The organism is Streptomyces sp. NPDC059455 (assembly GCF_042750115.1).
Classification (GTDB): Bacteria; Actinomycetota; Actinomycetes; order Streptomycetales; family Streptomycetaceae; genus Streptomyces; species Streptomyces endocoffeicus.
In genome coordinates this window covers 74,186-91,947 of sequence record NZ_JBHYVB010000008.1, presented here as the reverse complement: position 1 = coordinate 91,947, position 17,762 = coordinate 74,186, and the positions used below count along the sequence as shown (strand labels likewise).

Genomic DNA, 17,762 nt, shown 5'->3' with positions numbered 1-17,762 from the left:
GCCTGGGGCCGGCCCCGGGGGGCCCCCCCGTGGCGGCGGGGGTTCGGGCCGCCGGGGGCCGGGGGCCCCGGGCCCGCGGCGGCGATGTTGGCCTTCAGATGCTCGATCTTGGAGCCGCCGAGCAGCAGCGCGTCGGTGGAGGGCCGGGACAGCAGCCAGCGCAGGGCCAGGTCGGTCAGCGGCAGGCCCGCCTCGGAGGCGATGCGGGTGAGGTCGGTGACGGCGTGGAACACCTCCTCGTTCCAGTACCGCTCGCGGTACATCGCGGCCACCTTGGAGTCGCCGAAGCGCCCGCCCTCCGGAACCTGATCGAAGCGGTGGCGGCCGGTGAGCAGGCCGCCGCCGAGCGGGTTGTAGACCACCGTGCGCAGTCCGGTACTGGAGGCGAATTCGACGTACTCCTCCTCGATGCGGCGCGCGAGGAGGTTGTGGAGCTGCTGGGCGACGACGGGGCGGGGGGCGCCGACCTCGTCGGCCACGCGGTTCAGCTCGGCGATCTGCCAGGCGGCGAAGTTGGAGACGCCGAGGGCGAGGACCTTGCCCGCCCGTACGAACTCGGCGACGGTCGCCAGGGTCGCGCCGAGCGGTGTCGCGCGGTCCGGCTGGTGCAGATAGAAGAGGTCGACGTGGTCGGTGCCCAGGCGCTTGAGGCTCCCGTCGAGCGCGGCGCGCAGGCCCTCGGGGGAGAGCGGCGCGTGCTCGCCCTGGTCGGGGTGCGGGATACCGGCCTTGGTGGCGAGGACCACCCGGTCGCGGCGGCCGGGCAGCAGCTCGGCGAGGATGCGCTCGCTCTCGCCACCGGCGTAGCCGTTGGCGGTGTCCACGCCGGTGATGCCCGCGTCGAGCGCGGCGTCCACCATCGCGGCGGCCGTCGCGCGGTCGGCGGTGTCGCCGAAGGTCATCGTCCCGAGGACGAGCGGGGACAACGGGACGGGCACATGCGGGAGGGCGAGGCCGACGGTCACGGGTGGGTTCCTTCCGAGGCGGGTGGTGCGGGTGGTGCGTGATGCGGATGGCGCGTGATGCGGATGGCGCGTGGCGCGGGGGTGCGTGGCGCTGGTGGTGCAGATGAGACGGGTGGTGCGGTCGTACTCATAGGCGATCACATGCGTGATGTGCGCATCGCGCATGGCACGATGCGGCCCTGTGGCCCCGGCCGGTCGCCGCGGTGGTTCCCCGCGACGCACCGCGCGGCGGCCGAGTGCGGTGCGATGCGATCTGCTGGGTAAGCCGGTCCGCGTCGCCTCCACGACGGCGACACGGTCCATGGGTGACGGCCGTCGGCGCCATGGGAACGCTCGCACGGTTGCGTAAATCACGCAAGATGTCTCGCGCAGTTCACGCAGACTATGCCATGATCCTCACTGGGCCCGACCGTGTTGTCCATCGACGGTGCCGGGTACTCGCCACCGCGCACCGCCGCCGCACCGCGGCCCCGTCCGGCTGCCACCACGGCAGCCGCCCGAACCTCACCGCCCGCCTCCCGCCGCCCGCCCCCGCCTCCCGCCTAGGAGTTGTTCTGATGCCCACCCCCCTCCCCCTCATCGCCGTCACCATGGGCGACGGTGCCGGTATCGGCCCCGAGGTCGTCGTCGCGGCCCTGCTCGACGACGCCGTCCTGACCCGCTGCCGCCCCGTCGTCATCGGTGACGCGCCGCGGCTGCGCGAGGCCGCCCGTGTCCTCGGCCTGGACTGCGAGATCGCCGCCGTCGACCACCCGCGCGACGCGGAGTTCACACCCGGCCGCGTCAACGTGGTCGACCTCGGGCTGCTCCCCGCCGATCTGCCCTGGGGCAAGCTGTCGCGGTTGGCGGGGGACGCCGCGTACGCGTACATCAGGCGCGCCGCCGAACTCGCCGTGGCGGGCGAGGTGCACGCCATCTGCACCGCACCGCTCAACAAGGAGGCCCTGCACGCCGCGGGCCACCTCTACCCCGGCCACACCGAACTCCTCGCCCATCTGACCGGGACCGAGGAGGTCTCGATGATGCTCTCCACCGAGAAGGTGAAGGTCATCCACGTCACCACGCACATCGGCCTGATCGACGCCGTCAACCGCATCGAGCCCGGCCTCGTCGAGCGCACCGTGCGCCGCGGCCACGAGGCGATGGTCCGCGCCGGCACCCCGAACCCCGTGATCGGTGTCTGCGGCATCAACCCGCACGCCGGCGAGAACGGCCTGTTCGGCTACGGCGAGGAGGACGAGAAGATCGCCCCGGCCCTGGAGAAGCTGCGCACCGACGGCATCGACGCCCGGGGTCCGCTCCCCGCCGACACCGCCTTCTTCCTCGCCTCACGCGGCGACTACGACCTGATCGTGGCGATGTACCACGACCAGGGACACGGCCCGGTCAAGGTCCTGGGCATCGAGGCGGGCGTCAACCTCACCGTCGGCCTGCCCGTCATCCGCACCTCCGTCGACCACGGCACCGCCTTCGACATCGCCGGAACGGGCACGGCGGAAGCGGGCAGCATGGTCGAGGCACTGCGCCAGGCGGCCGAGATGGCCACGGTGCCGGTCACCCCGGCGGCCTGAACCACCGCCTCCGGCAGAGGGCTCGGGTCAGCGGGCGACCGGTGACCGGAACCGGTCGGCGGGCCGCTCGGACAGTCGACTCCGCGTAGTGGCCGAGGTTTCTCGTGAAGACGCCTCGAGTCGACCGCTCCGGAGACATGGTTGTCTCCCTCGGTTGTCAGGCTTGCGCGGTGGGCCGGACGACGACCTCGCTGATGTCGATGCCGGCGGGCTGCTCGATCGCGTAACCGATCGCGGACGCGATGGCCGAGGGCGGGATGGCCATCTCGTCACGCTGTCGGGCTACCGCCGCCGCTGCTTCGGGACTCGCCCCCTTGCCCACGCCCTCGGTGTTGGTGAACCCCGGTGAGACCAGGGTGACCCGCAGATGGGGTCCCGACTCCTGCCGCAGTCCCTCGGTCAGCACCTTCACCGCCGTCTTGGTGGCCGCGTAGACGGCCTGCGGGGATTTCACGACGTAGGCCGCGGTGGAGGCGATGTTGACGAACTGGCCGGAGTTCTGCCGCCGGAAGACGGGAAGTGCCGCACCGATGCCGTTCAGCAGGCCGGTGATGTGCGTCGCGACCATCCCGTCCCAGTCGTCCTGGCGCAGTTCGTCAAACGGTGACACCGCCATCGTGCCGGCGTTGGAGACCAGGACATCGAGCCGGCCGAACCGGTCGACCGCCACGTCCGTCAGGCGCTTGAGGTCCTCGCGGCGCGTCACATCGATGACGGTCCCGACGGCCGAGCCGCCCCGCGCCGTGATCTGGTCCACCACCTCGTGCAACCGGTCTTCCCGTCGGGCCCCGAGCACGAGCCGGGCGCCCTTCTCGGCGAGGTAGGTCGCCGTCGCCGCCCCGATGCCGCTGCTGGCACCCGTGATCGCTACGACCTTGCCTTCGATACCTGACATGACCGACGCCCTCCAAAGGGGATATGCGCAGGTCAGATCATGACCTACAGTAAATGGGGGCTCCCCCGGTTACGCCCAGGCTAACTGGGCGCGCCTCCGCTTAGCAAGGTGAAGTGGACCGGAGAGGAAATGGCGACCGCTGATGGCCGACAGTGCACAACGCCCGTTGCGAGCTGACGCACGGCGCAACAGAGACAAGATCCTCGCGGCCGCGGTGCGCGTGTTCGCCGAGGAGGGGCTGGACGCGCACCTGGAGCACATCGCCAAGGAAGCGGGCGTGGGCAGCGCGACGCTGTACCGGAACTTCGCCACGCGTGAGGCTCTGATCGAGGCGGTCTACCGCAACGAGGTGGCTCAGCTGTGCGACGCCGTCCCCGATCTGCTCGACGAGAAACCGCCCTGCGAAGCCCTGCGCGCCTGGACACGCCTCTTCCTGGACTACGTCACCGCGAAATTCGGCATGGCCGACGCCTTGCGCGCCATCGCCGCCGCGGGAAGCAACCCCTACGGCCACAGCCGGGACATGATCCAGGCCGCCATCACCGCCCTGATGGACGCGTGTGCGGCCGCCGGGACCATTCGCACCGACATCACCCCCACCGACATGGGTGCCGCCCTCGAAGGCATCGCCCTCACTTCGCCCGGGCCCGAACACCGGGACCGGGCCGAACGCCTGCTCGACCTCACCCTGGACGGCCTGAAGGCCCGTTCGTCCTCGGCCTCGACCGCTGGGTGAACCGCGACGGCCGCGCCCCCTTCCGGTGCGGATGCAGTTCGATGGTGAGCGAGGCCGCGGTGAAGACGGAGGAGTAGGTGCCGACCGCCAGGCCGATCAGCAGGGCGAGGGCGAAGTCGGCGAGGGTGTCGTCGGCGAGGACGGCGAGGGCGGTGAGGATGAATGCCGCGCCCATGCCGGTGTTGACGGTACGGGGCAGGGTCTGCAGGATCGCCTGGTTGGTCAGGCGGGGAAGCGGTGTGGTGCGGTCGCGGCCGAGCAGTTCGCGGACGCGGTCGAAGAGGACGACGGAGTCGTTGACCGAGTAGCCGATGACGGTCAGCAGGGCGGCCAGGAAGACCCCGTCGATGGGCTTGCCGAACCAGGCGAAGGCGCCGATGAGGATGACCACGTCGTGGGCGAGCGCGACGACGGCCGCCGTCCCGAAGAACCAGCGGAAGCGGACCGCGAGATACAGCAGTTGGGCGCCCAGTGCGAGGGAGAGGGCGATCAGGGCGTTACGGCGCAGTTCGTCGCCCATGCTGGGGCCGATCAGCTCGTCGCGGATCTTCTTCGTCCCGCCGCCGAGGGCGCCGACGGTTTCGGTGACGGTGGCCTCGTCGGTGTTGGTCAGGTTCTCCGCGCGCACCGTGAGCCCGGTGTCTCCGGAGGACTGCACGACCGCGCGGGGGAACCCGGCGTCGGTGAGGGCGGTACGGGCCCGGTCGGGGTCGACGGGGGTGCTGGTGGCGTACTCGATCAGCCGGCCGCCGGTGAACTCGATGCCGAAGTCCAGGCCGCGCACGAGGATGCCCGACGCGGCCACGACGGCGAGCGCGGCGGAGGCGGCCAGCCAGCGGCGAGGGCGGCGCAGCAGGAACGGGTCGCGGCGCAGCAGCCGGTCGCGGACCCATCCGGTGCTCGCGATGCCGGTGACGCGGGGCCGGCGGAAGACCGCGGGGCGGTTGGCCGCGTACTCGGCCAGCACCCGGCTGATCACCAGGGCGCTGACCATCGAGGCGAGGACGCCGATGGCGAGGGTGATGCCGAAGCCGCGCACCGGGCCGGAGGCGAAGGCGAACATGAGGCCCGCGGCGATCAGTGTCGTGATGTTGGAGTCGGCGATCGCGCTGAGGGCACCGCGGAACCCGGCCTTCAGCGCCGAGCGGAGGCTGGGGCGGCTGCGGGCCGCGTACTCCTCGCGGGCCCGTTCGAAGACCAGGACGTTGGCGTCCACGGCCATGCCGATCGCCAGGACGAACCCGGCGAGACCCGGCAGGGTCAACGTGGCGCCGAGCGCGGCCAGGGCCGCGTAGGAGATGAGGCCGTAGCAGGCCAGCGCCGCGGTCGCGAGCAGGCCCAGGAGCCGGTAGACGGCGATGATGAACAGTGCGGTCAGCGCGGTGCCGATGACGGCGGCCCAGGCCGCGGCCTCGATCGCCGCATCGCCGAGCGTGGCGCCGATGGTGCGCTGTTCGACGGTCTCGACCGGTACGGGCAGGGCGCCACCGGAGATGAGCAGGGCCAGTTCGCGGGCTTCGGTGTCGTCGAAGGAACCGGTGATCTGGGTGGTGCCGCCCGGGATGCCGGTCCCGCACGGTACGGAGGGGTCGACCTGCGGCGAGGAGATGATCTTGTTGTCGAGGACGATGGCGACCCGGCGCTGCGGGTCGCCGGCCGGGTGACAGGCGGCCCGTGCGGTGACCTGCCGCCATCGGTCCTGGCCGGTCTTGGAGAAGTCGACCGTGACATGCCAGCCGGCACCGCCCTGCTGGTCGAAGCGGGCGTCGGCGCCTTCGACATCCCGGCCGGTCAGATCGGCGGCCCGCAGCCGCAGGGGCTGCCCGGACTCGTCCGGCAGAACGCGCTCCTTGGCCGGATCGGCCGGCGGGGAGGCGGTGCCGTCAGCGGTCCCGGCCGGGCCGAGGACCGCGTGGACGGTGAGCTGCGCGGTGCGGCCCAGCACATCGGCGGCCTTCTCCGGGTCATGAACGCCGGGCAGCTCGACGAGGATGCGGTGGTCGCCGGAGCGGACGAGGGTCGGTTCGGCGACGCCGAGCGCGTCGATGCGGCCGCGCAGCACCTCCACGGTGCGGGCGGTGGCCGCGGCGTCGGCGCCGGTGGTGGGGGTGGAGCGGGTTTCCAGCGTGATCTGGGTGCCGCCGCGCAGGTCGAGGCCGAGGCGGACCGGCGTGGTGAGGGCGATGGCCAGCGATCCGGCGATCACGGCGAGGGCGAGCAGCGCACGCACACGCAGGGACTTGTTCCGTTTGTTCTGCCTATTCCGCTTGTTCTGCTTATTCCATTTATCGCGGCGCTTCAACACGAGCCTCCGGCAGGCATGTCGCGGCAGCGGCGCGCGCGGCCGCGACGGAAAAAGGTGATGGGTGGCGTCAGGTACCTGCGGGCGCCGGAGGGGCCCGGCCGCGGTCGTGGGCCGATCGGCCGGGAGAGACGGGTACGTACGCGGAAGGCGCTGAAGCACGGGCGCCGACAGCCGGGGCGGCATCCGCATCGCGGGGGTCGGCGGCGTGGTGATCCGGTGGGCACGGGCGCTCACCGAGGTGGTCGTGCCGGACCCTGACCTGGGCCGCGCAGCCGGCGGCACACGGGTCATCCGCGCGGGGACCGGTGTCCGGGCGCTCGGCGGCCGTGGCCGCCGGGACCGGATGGGGCACCGGACCGGAGGCGGCGCGCGCGGTATCGGCGGGAACCAGCGCCAGCAGGACGACGAGGAGCGCGATGAGCGTTCCCGCGAGCCGGTGACCGGCGGTCGGCCGGTGACCGGCGGTCGGGATGGTGCGGGGTGCTGGGCGCATGATCAGGGGCGGGGCCGGCGTCAGGGCTCGATGAGACCGGCGCGGATGGCGTAGCGGGTCAGCTCCAGCCGGTCGTGCAGACCGAGTTTGTGCAGGAGGTTGGCCCGGTGGCGGTGCACGGTCTTGACGCTGATGAACAGGATCTCGGCGATCTCCTTGGAGGAGTGCCCTTCGGCGACGAGTTTGAGGACCTCCTCCTCGCGAGGGGTGAGGAGCTGGTCGGGGTCCTCCTCGCCGTGGCGGACGCGGTCCAGGTAGTTGCGGATGAGGGCGGTGACCGCGCCGGGGTAGAGGAACGGCTCGTTGCGCATCGCGGCCCGGCAGGCGGCGACCAGGTCCCGGTCGGCGACCGACTTCAGCACATAGCCACAGGCCCCGGCCTTGAGCGCCTGGAACAGGTATTGCTCGTTGTCGTGCATCGTCAGCATCAGGATGCGCAGGCCCGGCTTGAGCGCCACCAGTTCGCGGGTGGTCTGGAGGCCGGTCAGGCGCGGCATGGCGATGTCGAGCACGGCCAGGTCGATCTCCTGGCTCCGGGCCGCCTCGATGGCCTCGGCACCGTCCCCGGCCTCGGCGACGACCTCCAGGTCGGGTTCCCGGTCGAGGATCAGGCGTACGCCACGGCGTACGAGGGCGTGGTCGTCGGCGAGCAGGATGCGGATCGGCGTCGCGGCCGTGGGAGACGGTGTCGAGGCCGCGCTGGGTCCGGGCGGGGTCGGATCGGGCATGGTCAGAGCTGCTTCCTGGGGGCGGGTGTGATGAGGCGGATCCGAGTGCCGGTGCCGGGCGTCGAGGTGATGTCCAGGGTGGCTCCGGCGAGCAGGGCCCGTTCGCGCATGCCGCGGATCCCGGCGCCTTCGCAGGCGGCCTCGATACCGCGGCCGTCGTCGGCGATCTCCAGCACCACCGCCTCGCCGACCCGGTGCAGGCTCACCTCGATCTGCCGCGCGTCCGCATGGCGGGCCGCGTTGGTCAGGCTCTCCTGAGCCACCCGGTACAGCACGAGTTCGCTCTCCTGGTCGAGGGTCGGCAGGTCGGCGTCGAGGCGGCGCACGACACGCAGCCCGGTGTGGGTGGCGAAGTCCTGCGTGAGCGAGGTCAGTGCGCTGACCAGGCCCAGGTCGTCCAGGACGCCGGGCCGCAGGCGGCGCACCAGGCGGCGGACCTCGTCCAGGCTCTCCCGGGTGATCTCCTGGGCCTGCTGGAGGTCCTCGCGCAGCGGCTCGGGGGCGTCGTCCGCGGTGCGCTTGAGCACCAGCAGGATCGCGGTCATGCTCTGCCCCACCTCGTCGTGCAGTTCCTGGGCGATGCGGCGGCGTTCCGCCTCCTGGGCCAGCAGCGCCCGGGCACTGGATGTGGCGCGTTCGTGCTCCAGCCGGTCGAGCATGGCGTTGAAGGTGCGGATCAGCTCGGACACCTCGCTACCGCCGCGGGCGCCGGGCACGGGCAGCCGCTGGCCCGGGCGCAGCAGGTCGACGGTGGTCATCAGCCTGGTCAGCCGGTCCAGCGGGGCCAGGCCCCAGCGCAGCAGGGTGCCGTTGGCGACCAGCATGACGGCGAGACCGCCGACCAGGATGATCGCCTCGGTCAGCAGCACCGGCACGGAGACGGTCACCGGCGCCCACAGCAGCAGCGCCGTGGCGGTGCCCAGCACCAGGGCGTTGAGCCCGAAGATCCGCCAGAACAGCGACACCGGGGAAACTCCTCCTTCTGTCCTTCTGCGCTCCGTGTGTGATCAGCTCTACTGTCGCTCATCGCCCCCGGGCGGAGCCGCCGCGACTGATCACGACCGAGCCTGACACAGCCTGCCTCCCGCACCGCGCGCGGTCGATGGGGTCCGTTCCCCATATCCGAGGTCATCGGGTACCCATGCGCCGTTCCCCGCCATCGCTCCGTGGTCACCGCTGTCCCGGGCAAATGGGGTCCGCGCCCGATGGGCTTCCGACGCCGAGTCGAGCAGAGTCGAAGAAGATCGAGCCGTCCGGTACGGCCAGTGCTCGCGGTCGTGGAGACCGCGGTCGGCGCAACCGGGCGGCCGCTGCCGCGCGTAGCGCGCCTCCAAGACACGTAGCGCGCCTCCAAGACACGTAGCGCGCCCCGAGACGCGTAGCGCGCCTCCGAGAAAGGACCTCACCGTGCCGCTCGACACCGCCCAGACCGGCCCCCGCCCCGGGCGGCTGACCTCCCATGAGGCCCGCCAGCGCCTGGAACACGCCCGCAACAGCCGCCTGGCTCAGCTGCGCGCCCTCGACGAGAGCGTGCAGAGCACGGACGCGCATCTGGTGTCCGCGCAGAGGGAGGCGATCCAGCGGGTCCTCACCGAGATCGACGAGGCGTTCGCCCGCGTCGACGACGGCACGTACGGCACCTGCCGGGGCTGCGCCAAGCCGGTCCCCGCCGAACGCCTGGAGATCCTCCCCTACACCCGGTACTGCGTCGCCTGCCAGGGCCGCGCCACCGCCTGACCCGCCCCATCCGACCCGTCTTCGTCTCCGCCCTGCTCAAAGGGGTGAAGTGGTGAACCACCGAACCATCGGCGACCGTGCCACGCACCTGTCGCCAGAGGACCTTGCCGCACTGCGGGAGAGCCTCCACGAACAGCGCCTGTTCCGCCAGGATCAGTTGCGGCAGATCGCCGCGCCGCCCCGCGCCGAGGACCTGCTCCGGCGCCGCTCCGCGGCACAGGCCGAAGTGCACGTCAAGGTCGCCGCCTCCGCGCGCATGGTCCTCGCCGATGTGGAGGCGGCACTGCGACGCATCGCCGAGGGCCGCTACGGCATCTGCCACCTGTGCCGTCGCCCCGTCGAACGGGAACGACTGTTGATCGTTCCGCAGGCACGCTACTGCGCACGGTGCCAGCAGGTGCGGGAGGCCGGACGATGAGCGTCCTCCGTCGCTTCCGGACCGGCTCCCCCGCCGGGCACCGGCACCGGCCCTGGCCGTCGTGCCGGCACTGCTGCGGCCTCGCCCTCGACCTGGGCAGCGCCCGCACCCGCGCCTGGATCGCCGGCCGTGGCCTGATCCTCGACGTACCCACCATCACCTTCCCCGGCGCCGGGGCGGTGTACCCGATCCAGCGCGGCGCCATCGTCGACGTTCCGGGCACGGCCCGGATGCTCGACCGGCTGCTCAGTCACCGCCTGCCCCGCCTCACCCGCCCGCTGGTGGTGGTCACCGCACCCGTGCTGGACGGCCCCGCCTACCGGGAACGGGCCCGCACCGCCGTGGAAGTGCTGCGCCCGCGCGCGGTCCTGACCGTCCCGGCCGCACGCGCCATCGCCCTGGCCGCGAACGCCGACCTCTCCCTGCCGCTGCTCGTGGTGGACGTCGGCGCCCACCTCACCGAGGTGGTCCTCCTCCTCGACGGCCTGGTCCTCGACGCCCGCCGCACCGCCCTGGGCACCGCCGACCTCGCCGGTACCGGCACCACTGCGGAGATCAGCGAAGCCATCACCACCATGATCACCTCAATGCTCCGGCAGGACCGCACGTCCCTCACCGCCGAGGCCCTGGCCCGGGGAGCCCTCCTGGCCGGGGGCGGCGCCCTGCGCCCCGACCTCACTCACCGGCTCATCGGCGGCACCCACGCGCCTCTGCGGGCGGTTCCCGCACCGCATACCGCGGCGATCCGCGGCGCCGCCAAGTTCCTGCGGGCCGCGCACGGACATCCGTCGGCCAGTGGCACGTCCCCCACCCGGACCTGACCCGCGCTTCCGCTGACCCCGCGGCCCCACCCCACCGGCCGGGGTCTCCGGTACGCCATCCCCGTACGCCAATTGGCGTCCCGCGACCGGACCGCCCGCACCCGGTCGCGGTCAGCCCCCCTGCCCTCGGAAGGAGAACCACCGTGTCCGGCGTGATACCCCCCGCGCAGCCGCCTCCCGACCCCCCGCACCACGGGCTCGTGCATCCCCTGTCGCTGTGGCGCTGGCGGCACAATCCGCTGTACCGGTGCACCGACCGCCTTCAGGGCCGGATCGCACTGGCGTTGTTGCTGCTCGTGCCGATCCTGGGGCTCGGTGCCACGTTCGCCATCGGTGACGCCGCCGACCACCACTACCGCGCGGCCGCCGAGCATCAGCGACAGACTCTGCACCGCACCACCGCCGTCCTCACCCACGACGCCCCGGATCACCCGGAGCCCGGATCGGCGGAGGCGAGGGAGAACCGCTACCCGGCCACGGTCCGCTTCACCGATCCGAACGGACGGACCCGCACCGCCGAGACCGACGTCCTGCCCGGGCTGAACGCGGGCAGCTCCGTCCATGTGTGGGTCGACGCCGACGGAACGATCGCCGAGCCGCCCATGACCACCGAACAGATCCGCAGCCGCACCATGGGCTGGGCGCTTGTCGCCTTTCTGACCGTGCTCCTCGCCGGTGCCGCGGCCTACCGCTGCGCCACCGTGGTCCTGCGCCGGCGCAATCTCGCCGAGTGGGACACCGAGTGGGCCGAGACCGCGCCACGCTGGACGACGTCCCCCTGAGCCTCGGCCGACAGCGGCCGCGCCCCCGGCTCAGGAAGCAATGGGCCAGGGGCGCGGTCTCAGTGCTGGTGACACATCAGCCGCGGAGGGGTCCCTCGCAGGTGTAGTCCGACGTGCCCGCGCGCTGGTTGGACCAGATGTCCACCTCGCCGAACGAGCAGTTCATGTCGGTCAGGTTGTTGTCGCCGCCCGCGGCCCGGTCGAGGATGAAGTAGTCGACCGTCTCGGACATGTCCTTGAAGACCGTGTCGGCGTTGCCGGCATCGGTGAGGTTTGCGGTGATCCGGCCGGTGCAGGCGAACCGGGGACGCTCCGGCGCGCCGGTGGCACGGCAGTCCGGGTTGGATTCGGTCATCGCGGTGAAGGAGGTGCGGATCTGGTCGGCTGAGGTGTCTCGGAGCTCCCCCAGCGGCGTGTAGGTGGTGTGGGGCACGTACAAGTCGCCGACGTGGGCGATCTGTTGGTCGAGGAAGTGGTCGTACCCGCTCTGCAGCCCCGGGTCCCCGCCGAGCCGGTCGCGCCAGGCGTCGAAGGCCGCCGGGTCGTCGGAGCGCAGGTCGCGGTACATCTCCCGCAGGAGGGAGGGGTGTTCGAGCCACAGGAACTCGAAGAAGGTGCCCGCGTAGTCGTAGAAGCGGAAGCCGTCGCCGTCGTACGTGGCGTGCAGGAGCTGGTTCACGGTCATGCGCGGTCCGCCGCCGGCCGTGTCGTCGATGATCCCCTGTACCAGGGACTTGCGGACCCGGATGCCGTCGTCGCGGGTGGCGCCGTCGAAGAACTCGGCAGTGCCCTCGTCCATCGCGGTGGTCCGGTCGCCCTCGTACCAGGGACCTTCGCCGAAGCTGCCGGGCACCGCCCAGCGACCGTTGAGGTAGTGGGTGTACTCGTGGCGGAACAGCTCCTCCAGGGTCAGTGAGGAGTCCTGCGGGACGCGACGCTGGTACGTGTAGAAGGTCGCCCCCTTCTCGATGTAGACGCCGCCGTTGTTGGTGTCCATGCCGGTGAGGAGCGGGTGGAAGTTCTCGTAGTCGGCACGGGAGCCGTACAGGACGATGTGCAGCGTGGTGTTGGTGTCGTCCCCGAGGGGCGTCTCCGTGCCGAGCACACGGTGGAACTGCGCCTTGACCTGCTTGCTCGCGTAGTAGAGCTGGTCGACGGTGTCCCGGCCGAGGGCGGTGCGGACCTGGATGCCGTCGGTGCCGGCTGTGCCGTAGGTGTACGTGTTCGGGAAGAGACGCTTCTCGATGTCCTCCTTGCACACGTGGTACGGGGCGCAGGCTTCGAACACCCCCAGCCAGGTGGCGACCTTCGCCCAGGGCGCGCTGCTGTCCCCGAAGTTGCGGGCGGTGGTGTCCAGGAGGGTGCCGAGGCCGGAGACGATCTCGTCGCGGAGCCCTTCGATCTGGCCGAGGCGGCCGTACTCGAGGAGTGCGTCACGTATCACCCAGGCGTTGGGCCCGTCCTTGAGGTGGGTGTAGCCGGCGAAGGAGCTGAACGTCGCCCGGTACGAGGGGTCGGCCGTCACCGCGGCGTGGAAGGCGGCGTCCTTGTTGCCGGGATACACGCCGAGGTAGTTCACGGTGAGCGCCGCGAGGGCGGCACCGGCCCAGGAGGCGTCCTGGGCGGTATCGGGGTGGTGCGCGTCCATGGTGGCCAGAACCCGCTTGATCAGGGGCAGTTGGTGCTGACGCAGACCGGGGGCGGAGGCCGCGTCGAGGGCTTCGCGCAGGCTCTCGGCGTTGGGGCGGGTGACGTCGAAGGTACGGGCGGCCGAGCCGAAGGCGTCGACAGCCTCGCGCATGGCGTTGACGGTCGGGGCGTCGGTGATGTCGATCTCGTTGTGCGAGAAGTCCTGGTACGCCACCGCGTGCAGGTAGGTGAACATCTCCAGCAGATGGCTGCCGTCCTTGCCGTCGTGGGAGGCGGCGAGTTGGGTGATGCGGCGGGAGACGGCCTGGACATGCTCGTCCGACATGACCGGGACGAGTCGGTGGTCCCAGGTCCACAGGATCGAACGCAGACAGCCGTCGGCGGTGACGGCGGGGTCGGCCAGGAAGTCGGCGAACCGCTCCGGGGGCAGGCTGGTGACGCCGTCGAGCGTGCAGGGCACGGATGCCTTGCCGAGTGTGGCATGCGGAGTGACGGCGCCGCCCTGGCCCTTCGGCGCGGGCGTTCGGGTTCCGGGGACACCGCCACCGGTGAGGCCGCCAGGGGCCGGGACCTTACGTACCCGGTCGGGGGCCTTGGCCAGGCGGTCGACCCTGTCGAAGGGGTCGGTTGAGGCGACCGGCCGTAACGTCGAAGGCCGCGCGGAAGCGGGGACCGCCGCGTGACCGGACGGGGTCGCCGTCACGCAGAGCGTCACCGCCGCCACGGCTGTGAGCAGCAGACTTCCGCGTCTGGATCCGCGTGGGTTTCTCGAGTGGAACACCGTTGGCTCCTGTGGGGGAGGTGGCAAGGGCTATGGGGCAGCGGTGCTTCAGGGCCTGAATTGCCCTGTGCGGGGCTGCACTTGAGCGCGCATGGTGCCATGTGATGCGTAACGTAATAATGTGAAATTGCACAGGGCGCAAGGCTCTCGACGCGACGGATCGCGGAGAGCTTGTCAACGTACGGATCAAGGAGGACCGATGCACGATCCCCTGACCGGCGCACCTCGGACGGCCGGCCACGACCTGCCCGTCTCACCGGAGTTCGAGGTCTTCATGGCGGGTGGCTGGGCGCCGACCCCGCTGCCCGCGGACATCCGGCCGGCCGCCGCCGACTTCACCCCCGCTCGCCGCGCCCGGCTGTCCGCCCGCTTCCCGGGCGAGCGGCTGGTCATCCCCGCGGGAGAGCTGAAGGTCCGCTCGAACGACTGCGACCACCGCTTCCGGCCGCACAGCGCGTACGCCTGGCTCACCGGTCTGACCGGCGAAGAGCAGGCCGGGCACGTCCTGGTCCTGGAGCCGGACGGGCCGCACCGGCATGAGGCGGTCCTGTATGTGCGGCCCCGCTCGCCGCGCACCGATGACGGCTTCTACCGGGACCGGCGCTACGGCGAGTTCTGGGTCGGTCGGCGCCCCGACCTCGATGAGACCGCGCGCATGACCGGTATCCGCTGTGCCGTCATCGGCGATGAGGCGGAGCTGCCGCCGGGCCGCGACGCCACGGCGGACGCCGAACTGTCGGCGGCACTCAGCGAGTTGAGGCTGATCAAGGACGTCTGGGAAGTGGGGCAGCTGCAGCTCGCCGTGGACCACACGGTCGCCGGTTTCGAAGACGTGGTGCGCGCCCTGCCACACGCCCTCGCCCACCCACGCGGCGAACGCTGGATCGAGGGCGTCTTCGGCCTGCGCGCCCGCGCGGAGGGCAACGGCACCGGCTACGAGACCATCGTGGCGTCCGGCGCCCACGCCTGCGTCCTGCACTGGATACGGAACGACGGGCCCCTGGACGCACGGCGGTTGCTGCTACTGGACGCGGGAGTGGAGACCGACAGCCTCTACACCGCCGACATCACGCGCACCCTCCCGCTCTCCGGGCGGTTCTCCCCCGTGCAACGGCAGGTGTACGACCTCGTGCTCGCCGCCCAGGACGCGGGCATCGCGGCGCTCAGGCCGGGCGCGAGCTTCCGTGAATTCCACCGGGCCGCGATGCGGGTGATCGCGGAAGGGCTCACGGAATGGGGTGTGCTCAAAAGCCCCGAGGGCGACTTCCACCGTCGCTACACCCTGTGCAGCAGCGGACACATGCTCGGGCTCGACGTCCACGACTGCGCGCGGGCACGGGCGGAAACCTATCTGGACGGGGCGTTGGCGGAGGGTCAGGTGCTGACGGTCGAGCCCGGCCTCTACCTCCAGGCCGACGACGAGACGCTCCCGGACGAACTGCGGGGCATCGGGGTACGCATCGAGGACGACCTGGTCATCACCGCCGAAGGAGCACGGCTGATGTCAGCCGCCCTGCCGCGCACCCCGGACGCGATCGAGGCATGGATGGGGGAACTGATCGAGAGTCGCTGAATCGGCAGCGGTAGCCGCATCCGCACAGGGCACCCGCGAGAACAACATGACATTGTACTCTGGTGATCCTCTCGGCCGTGAAGGCACGGGGCACGAAGGGAACACCACCGTCATGGGCCACCTCAAGCAGCGCAACCTCATCACCACCAGGGAGCGGCTGCGCGACCAAGTGGCCCACGCCCTGCGCGCCGCGCTGATCTCCGGCGAACTGCGCCCCGGCGAGGTCTACTCGGCACCCGGCCTGGCCGAGGACTTCGGCATCTCCGCGACGCCGGTGCGCGAGGCGATGCTCGACCTGGCCCGCGAGGGCCTCGTCGAACCCGTACGCAACAAGGGCTTCCGCGTCACCGAGGTCAACGAACGCGACCTCGACCAGTACACCGAGATCCGCGCCCTGATCGAAGTCCCCATGATCGGCCGGATCACCCGCAGCGCCGCCCGCGAGGACCTGGAAGCGCTGCGCCCGGTGGCGGAGGACATCGTGCGCGCCGCGCGCGAGCACGACCTCATCGGCTATCTGGACGCCGACCGTCAGTTCCATCTCTCCCTGCTCGCGCTCGCCGGAAACGACCGGCTCGTCGAAACCGTCGGCGACCTGCGCAAACGCTCACGCCTATACGGCCTGACCACACTGGACGAGCGCGACCAGCTGATCCCGTCCGCCGAAGAACACATCGAGCTCCTCGACCTGATGGTCGCGGGTGATGTGACGGGCGCCGAGAAATGCATGGCCCGCCACCTGGGCCATGTGCGCTCGCTGTGGGCCAAGCCCGGTCCAGGGACAGGTCCAGGCACCTGACCGGCTGCCCCGAGGGGCAGCCGGTCCACGGCCGCTCAGATCCCGGGCGCGTCCCCGAAGTCGGGGATCTCCAACCGGACTCCGCCCTGCCGCGCGGACTCGTGCGCCACGATGCCCGGCAGGGTGTAGCGGGCCGCGACCCAAGCGTTCACGGAGGGCAGTGTGCGGGTGTTGACCGCGGTCACGAAGTCGTCCACCAGGAAGTGGTGGCTTCCCTCGTGGCCGTTGTGCAGGTGGTCGAACTCCCGGGGCAGCCGCGACCGGTCGTGCACGGGCGCGGAGCCCGAAGTGAAGGCGGCGCGCAGGGCGGGCGCGATGTGCTCGAGTGACGGGTCATCGGGAGCCACTGTCGGCTTGGGCTCCAGCAGCTCCGTGATGTCCTTGACCCCCTCCTTGTCCTGCCAGAAGCTCACCGTGGCGAGCTGTTCCATGCTCGCGTCCGTCCCGAAGAACCGGAAGCGCGATTCGCGGATGTGCGAGGGATAGCCGACCCGCCGGAACTCGTTCGTACGGAACGAGCCGCCACCCGCCACCTCGAACAGCGCGGTGGCGTTGGAAATGTCGTTCCCGAACTGGCTGATCTCCTGGTCGAAGACACCGTCCCCGCGATCGTCCTTCACCCCGATCGCCGAGACGCTCACCGCGTGCGTCTGCCAGGCGCCGAGGACCCCGCCGACGGAGTGCGTCGGGTAGAGCAGCGGCGGATAGCTGGCGGTGGCCTTCCAGTTCTCGCCGCCGCTGTACTGATAGGCCTCGTAGAAGCCCAGGTCCATGTCGTGTACGTAGTCGCCCTCGGCATAGAAGAGCCGTCCGAAGGCGCCGTCGGCGATCTGGTCGCGGGCGTGCACGGTCGCCGGGTTGTACTGGCTCGTCTCACCCATCATGTACGTCAGGCCGGTGGCGCGTACGGCCTCGATGATCGCCGCTATCTCCTCGCGGGTGATCGCCATCGGTACCGCCGAGTACACGTGTTTTCCGGCGTTCAGACCCTGGAGTACGAGCGGGCCGTGTGTCCAGCGCTGGGTGAAGATGGCCACCGCGTCGACCGCCTTCGACTCCAGCATCGCCTCGTACGAGGGGAAGGTACCCGACAGTCCTTCCGCGGCGGCCAGTTCCTCGGCCCGCTCGGGCAGCAGATCGGTGACGTGGACATCACCGACGCCCGGGTGGGCGAGGAACAGCTTGGCGAACTGGCCGGAGAACTGCCCGGCGCCGACGATGCCGAGGGAGAACGTCATGTGGTGATCCCTTTCGCTGGTTTACCGTTGCTGGTCCGCTGGCCGAGCTGGTGCCGGTTCACTGGATCTGGCCGGAGGCGTCGACCCCGCCGCCGGTGGCCAGACCGTAGACCTCGACATGGTTCCACGCCGCGTTTTCGGAGGCGGCGGGGTGGCCGCGGTGCCGGTCACCCCGACCGCCTGAGATGGCACCGCCTCGGCAACGGGGGGGGGCCCCCCGCCCCCCGCCCCGGGCCCCCCGCCCCTCGTCCGGCAGGCGCCCCCCGCCCC

The 17,762-nt window shown here is 71.3% G+C and carries 15 protein-coding genes; 8 read left to right on the top strand and 7 right to left on the bottom strand.

All coding sequences use genetic code 11. The features are described from left to right. The coding region (locus ACFXB5_RS04740) for an aldo/keto reductase (protein WP_385202367.1) at window positions 1-1,130 on the bottom strand (1,130 nt) is incomplete at its 3' end. A 392-nt stretch (window positions 1,131-1,522) separates the two neighbouring features. On the opposite strand from ACFXB5_RS04740, the gene pdxA reads away from it, so the two are divergent. Next, window positions 1,523-2,536 carry a 4-hydroxythreonine-4-phosphate dehydrogenase PdxA gene (gene pdxA / locus ACFXB5_RS04735; protein ID WP_385202365.1) on the top strand — a complete coding sequence of 338 codons (1,014 nt, stop codon included), beginning with the start codon at window positions 1,523-1,525 and terminating at the stop codon, window positions 2,534-2,536. Window positions 2,537-2,693: 157 nt separating this feature from the next. Here the strand turns inward: pdxA and ACFXB5_RS04730 are convergent, their stop codons facing one another. Next, window positions 2,694-3,431 carry an SDR family oxidoreductase gene (locus tag ACFXB5_RS04730; protein ID WP_385202363.1) on the bottom strand — a complete coding sequence of 246 codons (738 nt, stop codon included), beginning with the start codon at window positions 3,429-3,431 and terminating at the stop codon, window positions 2,694-2,696. Between the two features lie 142 nt (window positions 3,432-3,573). Here ACFXB5_RS04730 and ACFXB5_RS04725 point away from each other — a divergent pair, with 142 nt between their 5' ends. Further along, a complete protein-coding gene (locus ACFXB5_RS04725) occupies window positions 3,574-4,167 on the top strand; it encodes a TetR/AcrR family transcriptional regulator (RefSeq protein WP_385202361.1) in 594 nt (197 codons plus the stop codon). Here ACFXB5_RS04725 and secD read toward each other — a convergent pair. The 3 genes from secD to ACFXB5_RS04710 form a co-directional block, all read right to left on the bottom strand. Next, complete coding sequence (gene secD, locus ACFXB5_RS04720; protein WP_385202359.1) at window positions 4,115-6,397, bottom strand: protein translocase subunit SecD; 2,283 nt, start codon at window positions 6,395-6,397, stop codon at window positions 4,115-4,117. The two genes, ACFXB5_RS04725 and secD, sit on opposite strands and share 53 nt — an antisense overlap. Before the next feature lie 588 nt (window positions 6,398-6,985). After that, complete coding sequence (locus tag ACFXB5_RS04715; protein WP_385202357.1) at window positions 6,986-7,693, bottom strand: response regulator; 708 nt, start codon at window positions 7,691-7,693, stop codon at window positions 6,986-6,988. 2 nt (window positions 7,694-7,695) lie between these two features. After that, window positions 7,696-8,658, bottom strand: a complete 963-nt coding sequence (locus ACFXB5_RS04710) for a HAMP domain-containing sensor histidine kinase (protein WP_385202355.1) — start codon at window positions 8,656-8,658, stop codon at window positions 7,696-7,698. A gap of 442 nt (window positions 8,659-9,100) precedes the next feature. Between ACFXB5_RS04710 and ACFXB5_RS04705 the strand changes: the two genes are divergently transcribed. The 4 genes from ACFXB5_RS04705 (at window position 9,101) to ACFXB5_RS04690 (ending at window position 11,451) form a co-directional block, all read left to right on the top strand. Continuing rightward, a complete protein-coding gene (locus tag ACFXB5_RS04705; RefSeq protein ID WP_385202353.1) occupies window positions 9,101-9,430 on the top strand; it encodes a TraR/DksA family transcriptional regulator in 330 nt (109 codons plus the stop codon). A 49-nt stretch (window positions 9,431-9,479) separates the two neighbouring features. Then, window positions 9,480-9,848 carry a TraR/DksA family transcriptional regulator gene (locus ACFXB5_RS04700; protein WP_385202351.1) on the top strand — a complete coding sequence of 123 codons (369 nt, stop codon included), beginning with the start codon at window positions 9,480-9,482 and terminating at the stop codon, window positions 9,846-9,848. Continuing rightward, a complete protein-coding gene (locus ACFXB5_RS04695) occupies window positions 9,845-10,669 on the top strand; it encodes a rod shape-determining protein (RefSeq protein ID WP_385202349.1) in 825 nt (274 codons plus the stop codon). Before ACFXB5_RS04700 ends, ACFXB5_RS04695 begins: the two co-directional genes overlap by 4 nt. A gap of 143 nt (window positions 10,670-10,812) precedes the next feature. Beyond that, window positions 10,813-11,451: a hypothetical protein gene (locus tag ACFXB5_RS04690; protein ID WP_385202347.1), complete on the top strand. Its 639-nt coding sequence runs from the start codon at window positions 10,813-10,815 to the stop codon at window positions 11,449-11,451. Window positions 11,452-11,527: 76 nt separating this feature from the next. Here ACFXB5_RS04690 and ACFXB5_RS04685 read toward each other — a convergent pair whose 3' ends face one another. After that, window positions 11,528-13,882: a collagenase gene (locus ACFXB5_RS04685; RefSeq protein WP_385202345.1), complete on the bottom strand. Its 2,355-nt coding sequence runs from the start codon at window positions 13,880-13,882 to the stop codon at window positions 11,528-11,530. A gap of 199 nt (window positions 13,883-14,081) precedes the next feature. On the opposite strand from ACFXB5_RS04685, the gene ACFXB5_RS04680 reads away from it, so the two are divergent. Beyond that, window positions 14,082-15,455 (top strand): aminopeptidase P family protein, encoded by a 1,374-nt coding sequence (locus tag ACFXB5_RS04680; RefSeq protein ID WP_385202343.1) that lies wholly within the window; start codon window positions 14,082-14,084, stop codon window positions 15,453-15,455. Window positions 15,456-15,567: 112 nt separating this feature from the next. Then, the gene (locus ACFXB5_RS04675) at window positions 15,568-16,254 is read left to right on the top strand and encodes a GntR family transcriptional regulator (protein ID WP_385202342.1); all 687 of its coding nucleotides are present in this window, start codon (window positions 15,568-15,570) and stop codon (window positions 16,252-16,254) included. Between the two features lie 35 nt (window positions 16,255-16,289). Here the strand turns inward: ACFXB5_RS04675 and ACFXB5_RS04670 are convergent, their stop codons facing one another. After that, window positions 16,290-17,492, bottom strand: a complete 1,203-nt coding sequence (locus ACFXB5_RS04670; RefSeq protein WP_385202340.1) for a Gfo/Idh/MocA family protein — start codon at window positions 17,490-17,492, stop codon at window positions 16,290-16,292. Window positions 17,493-17,762 lie beyond the last annotated feature (270 nt).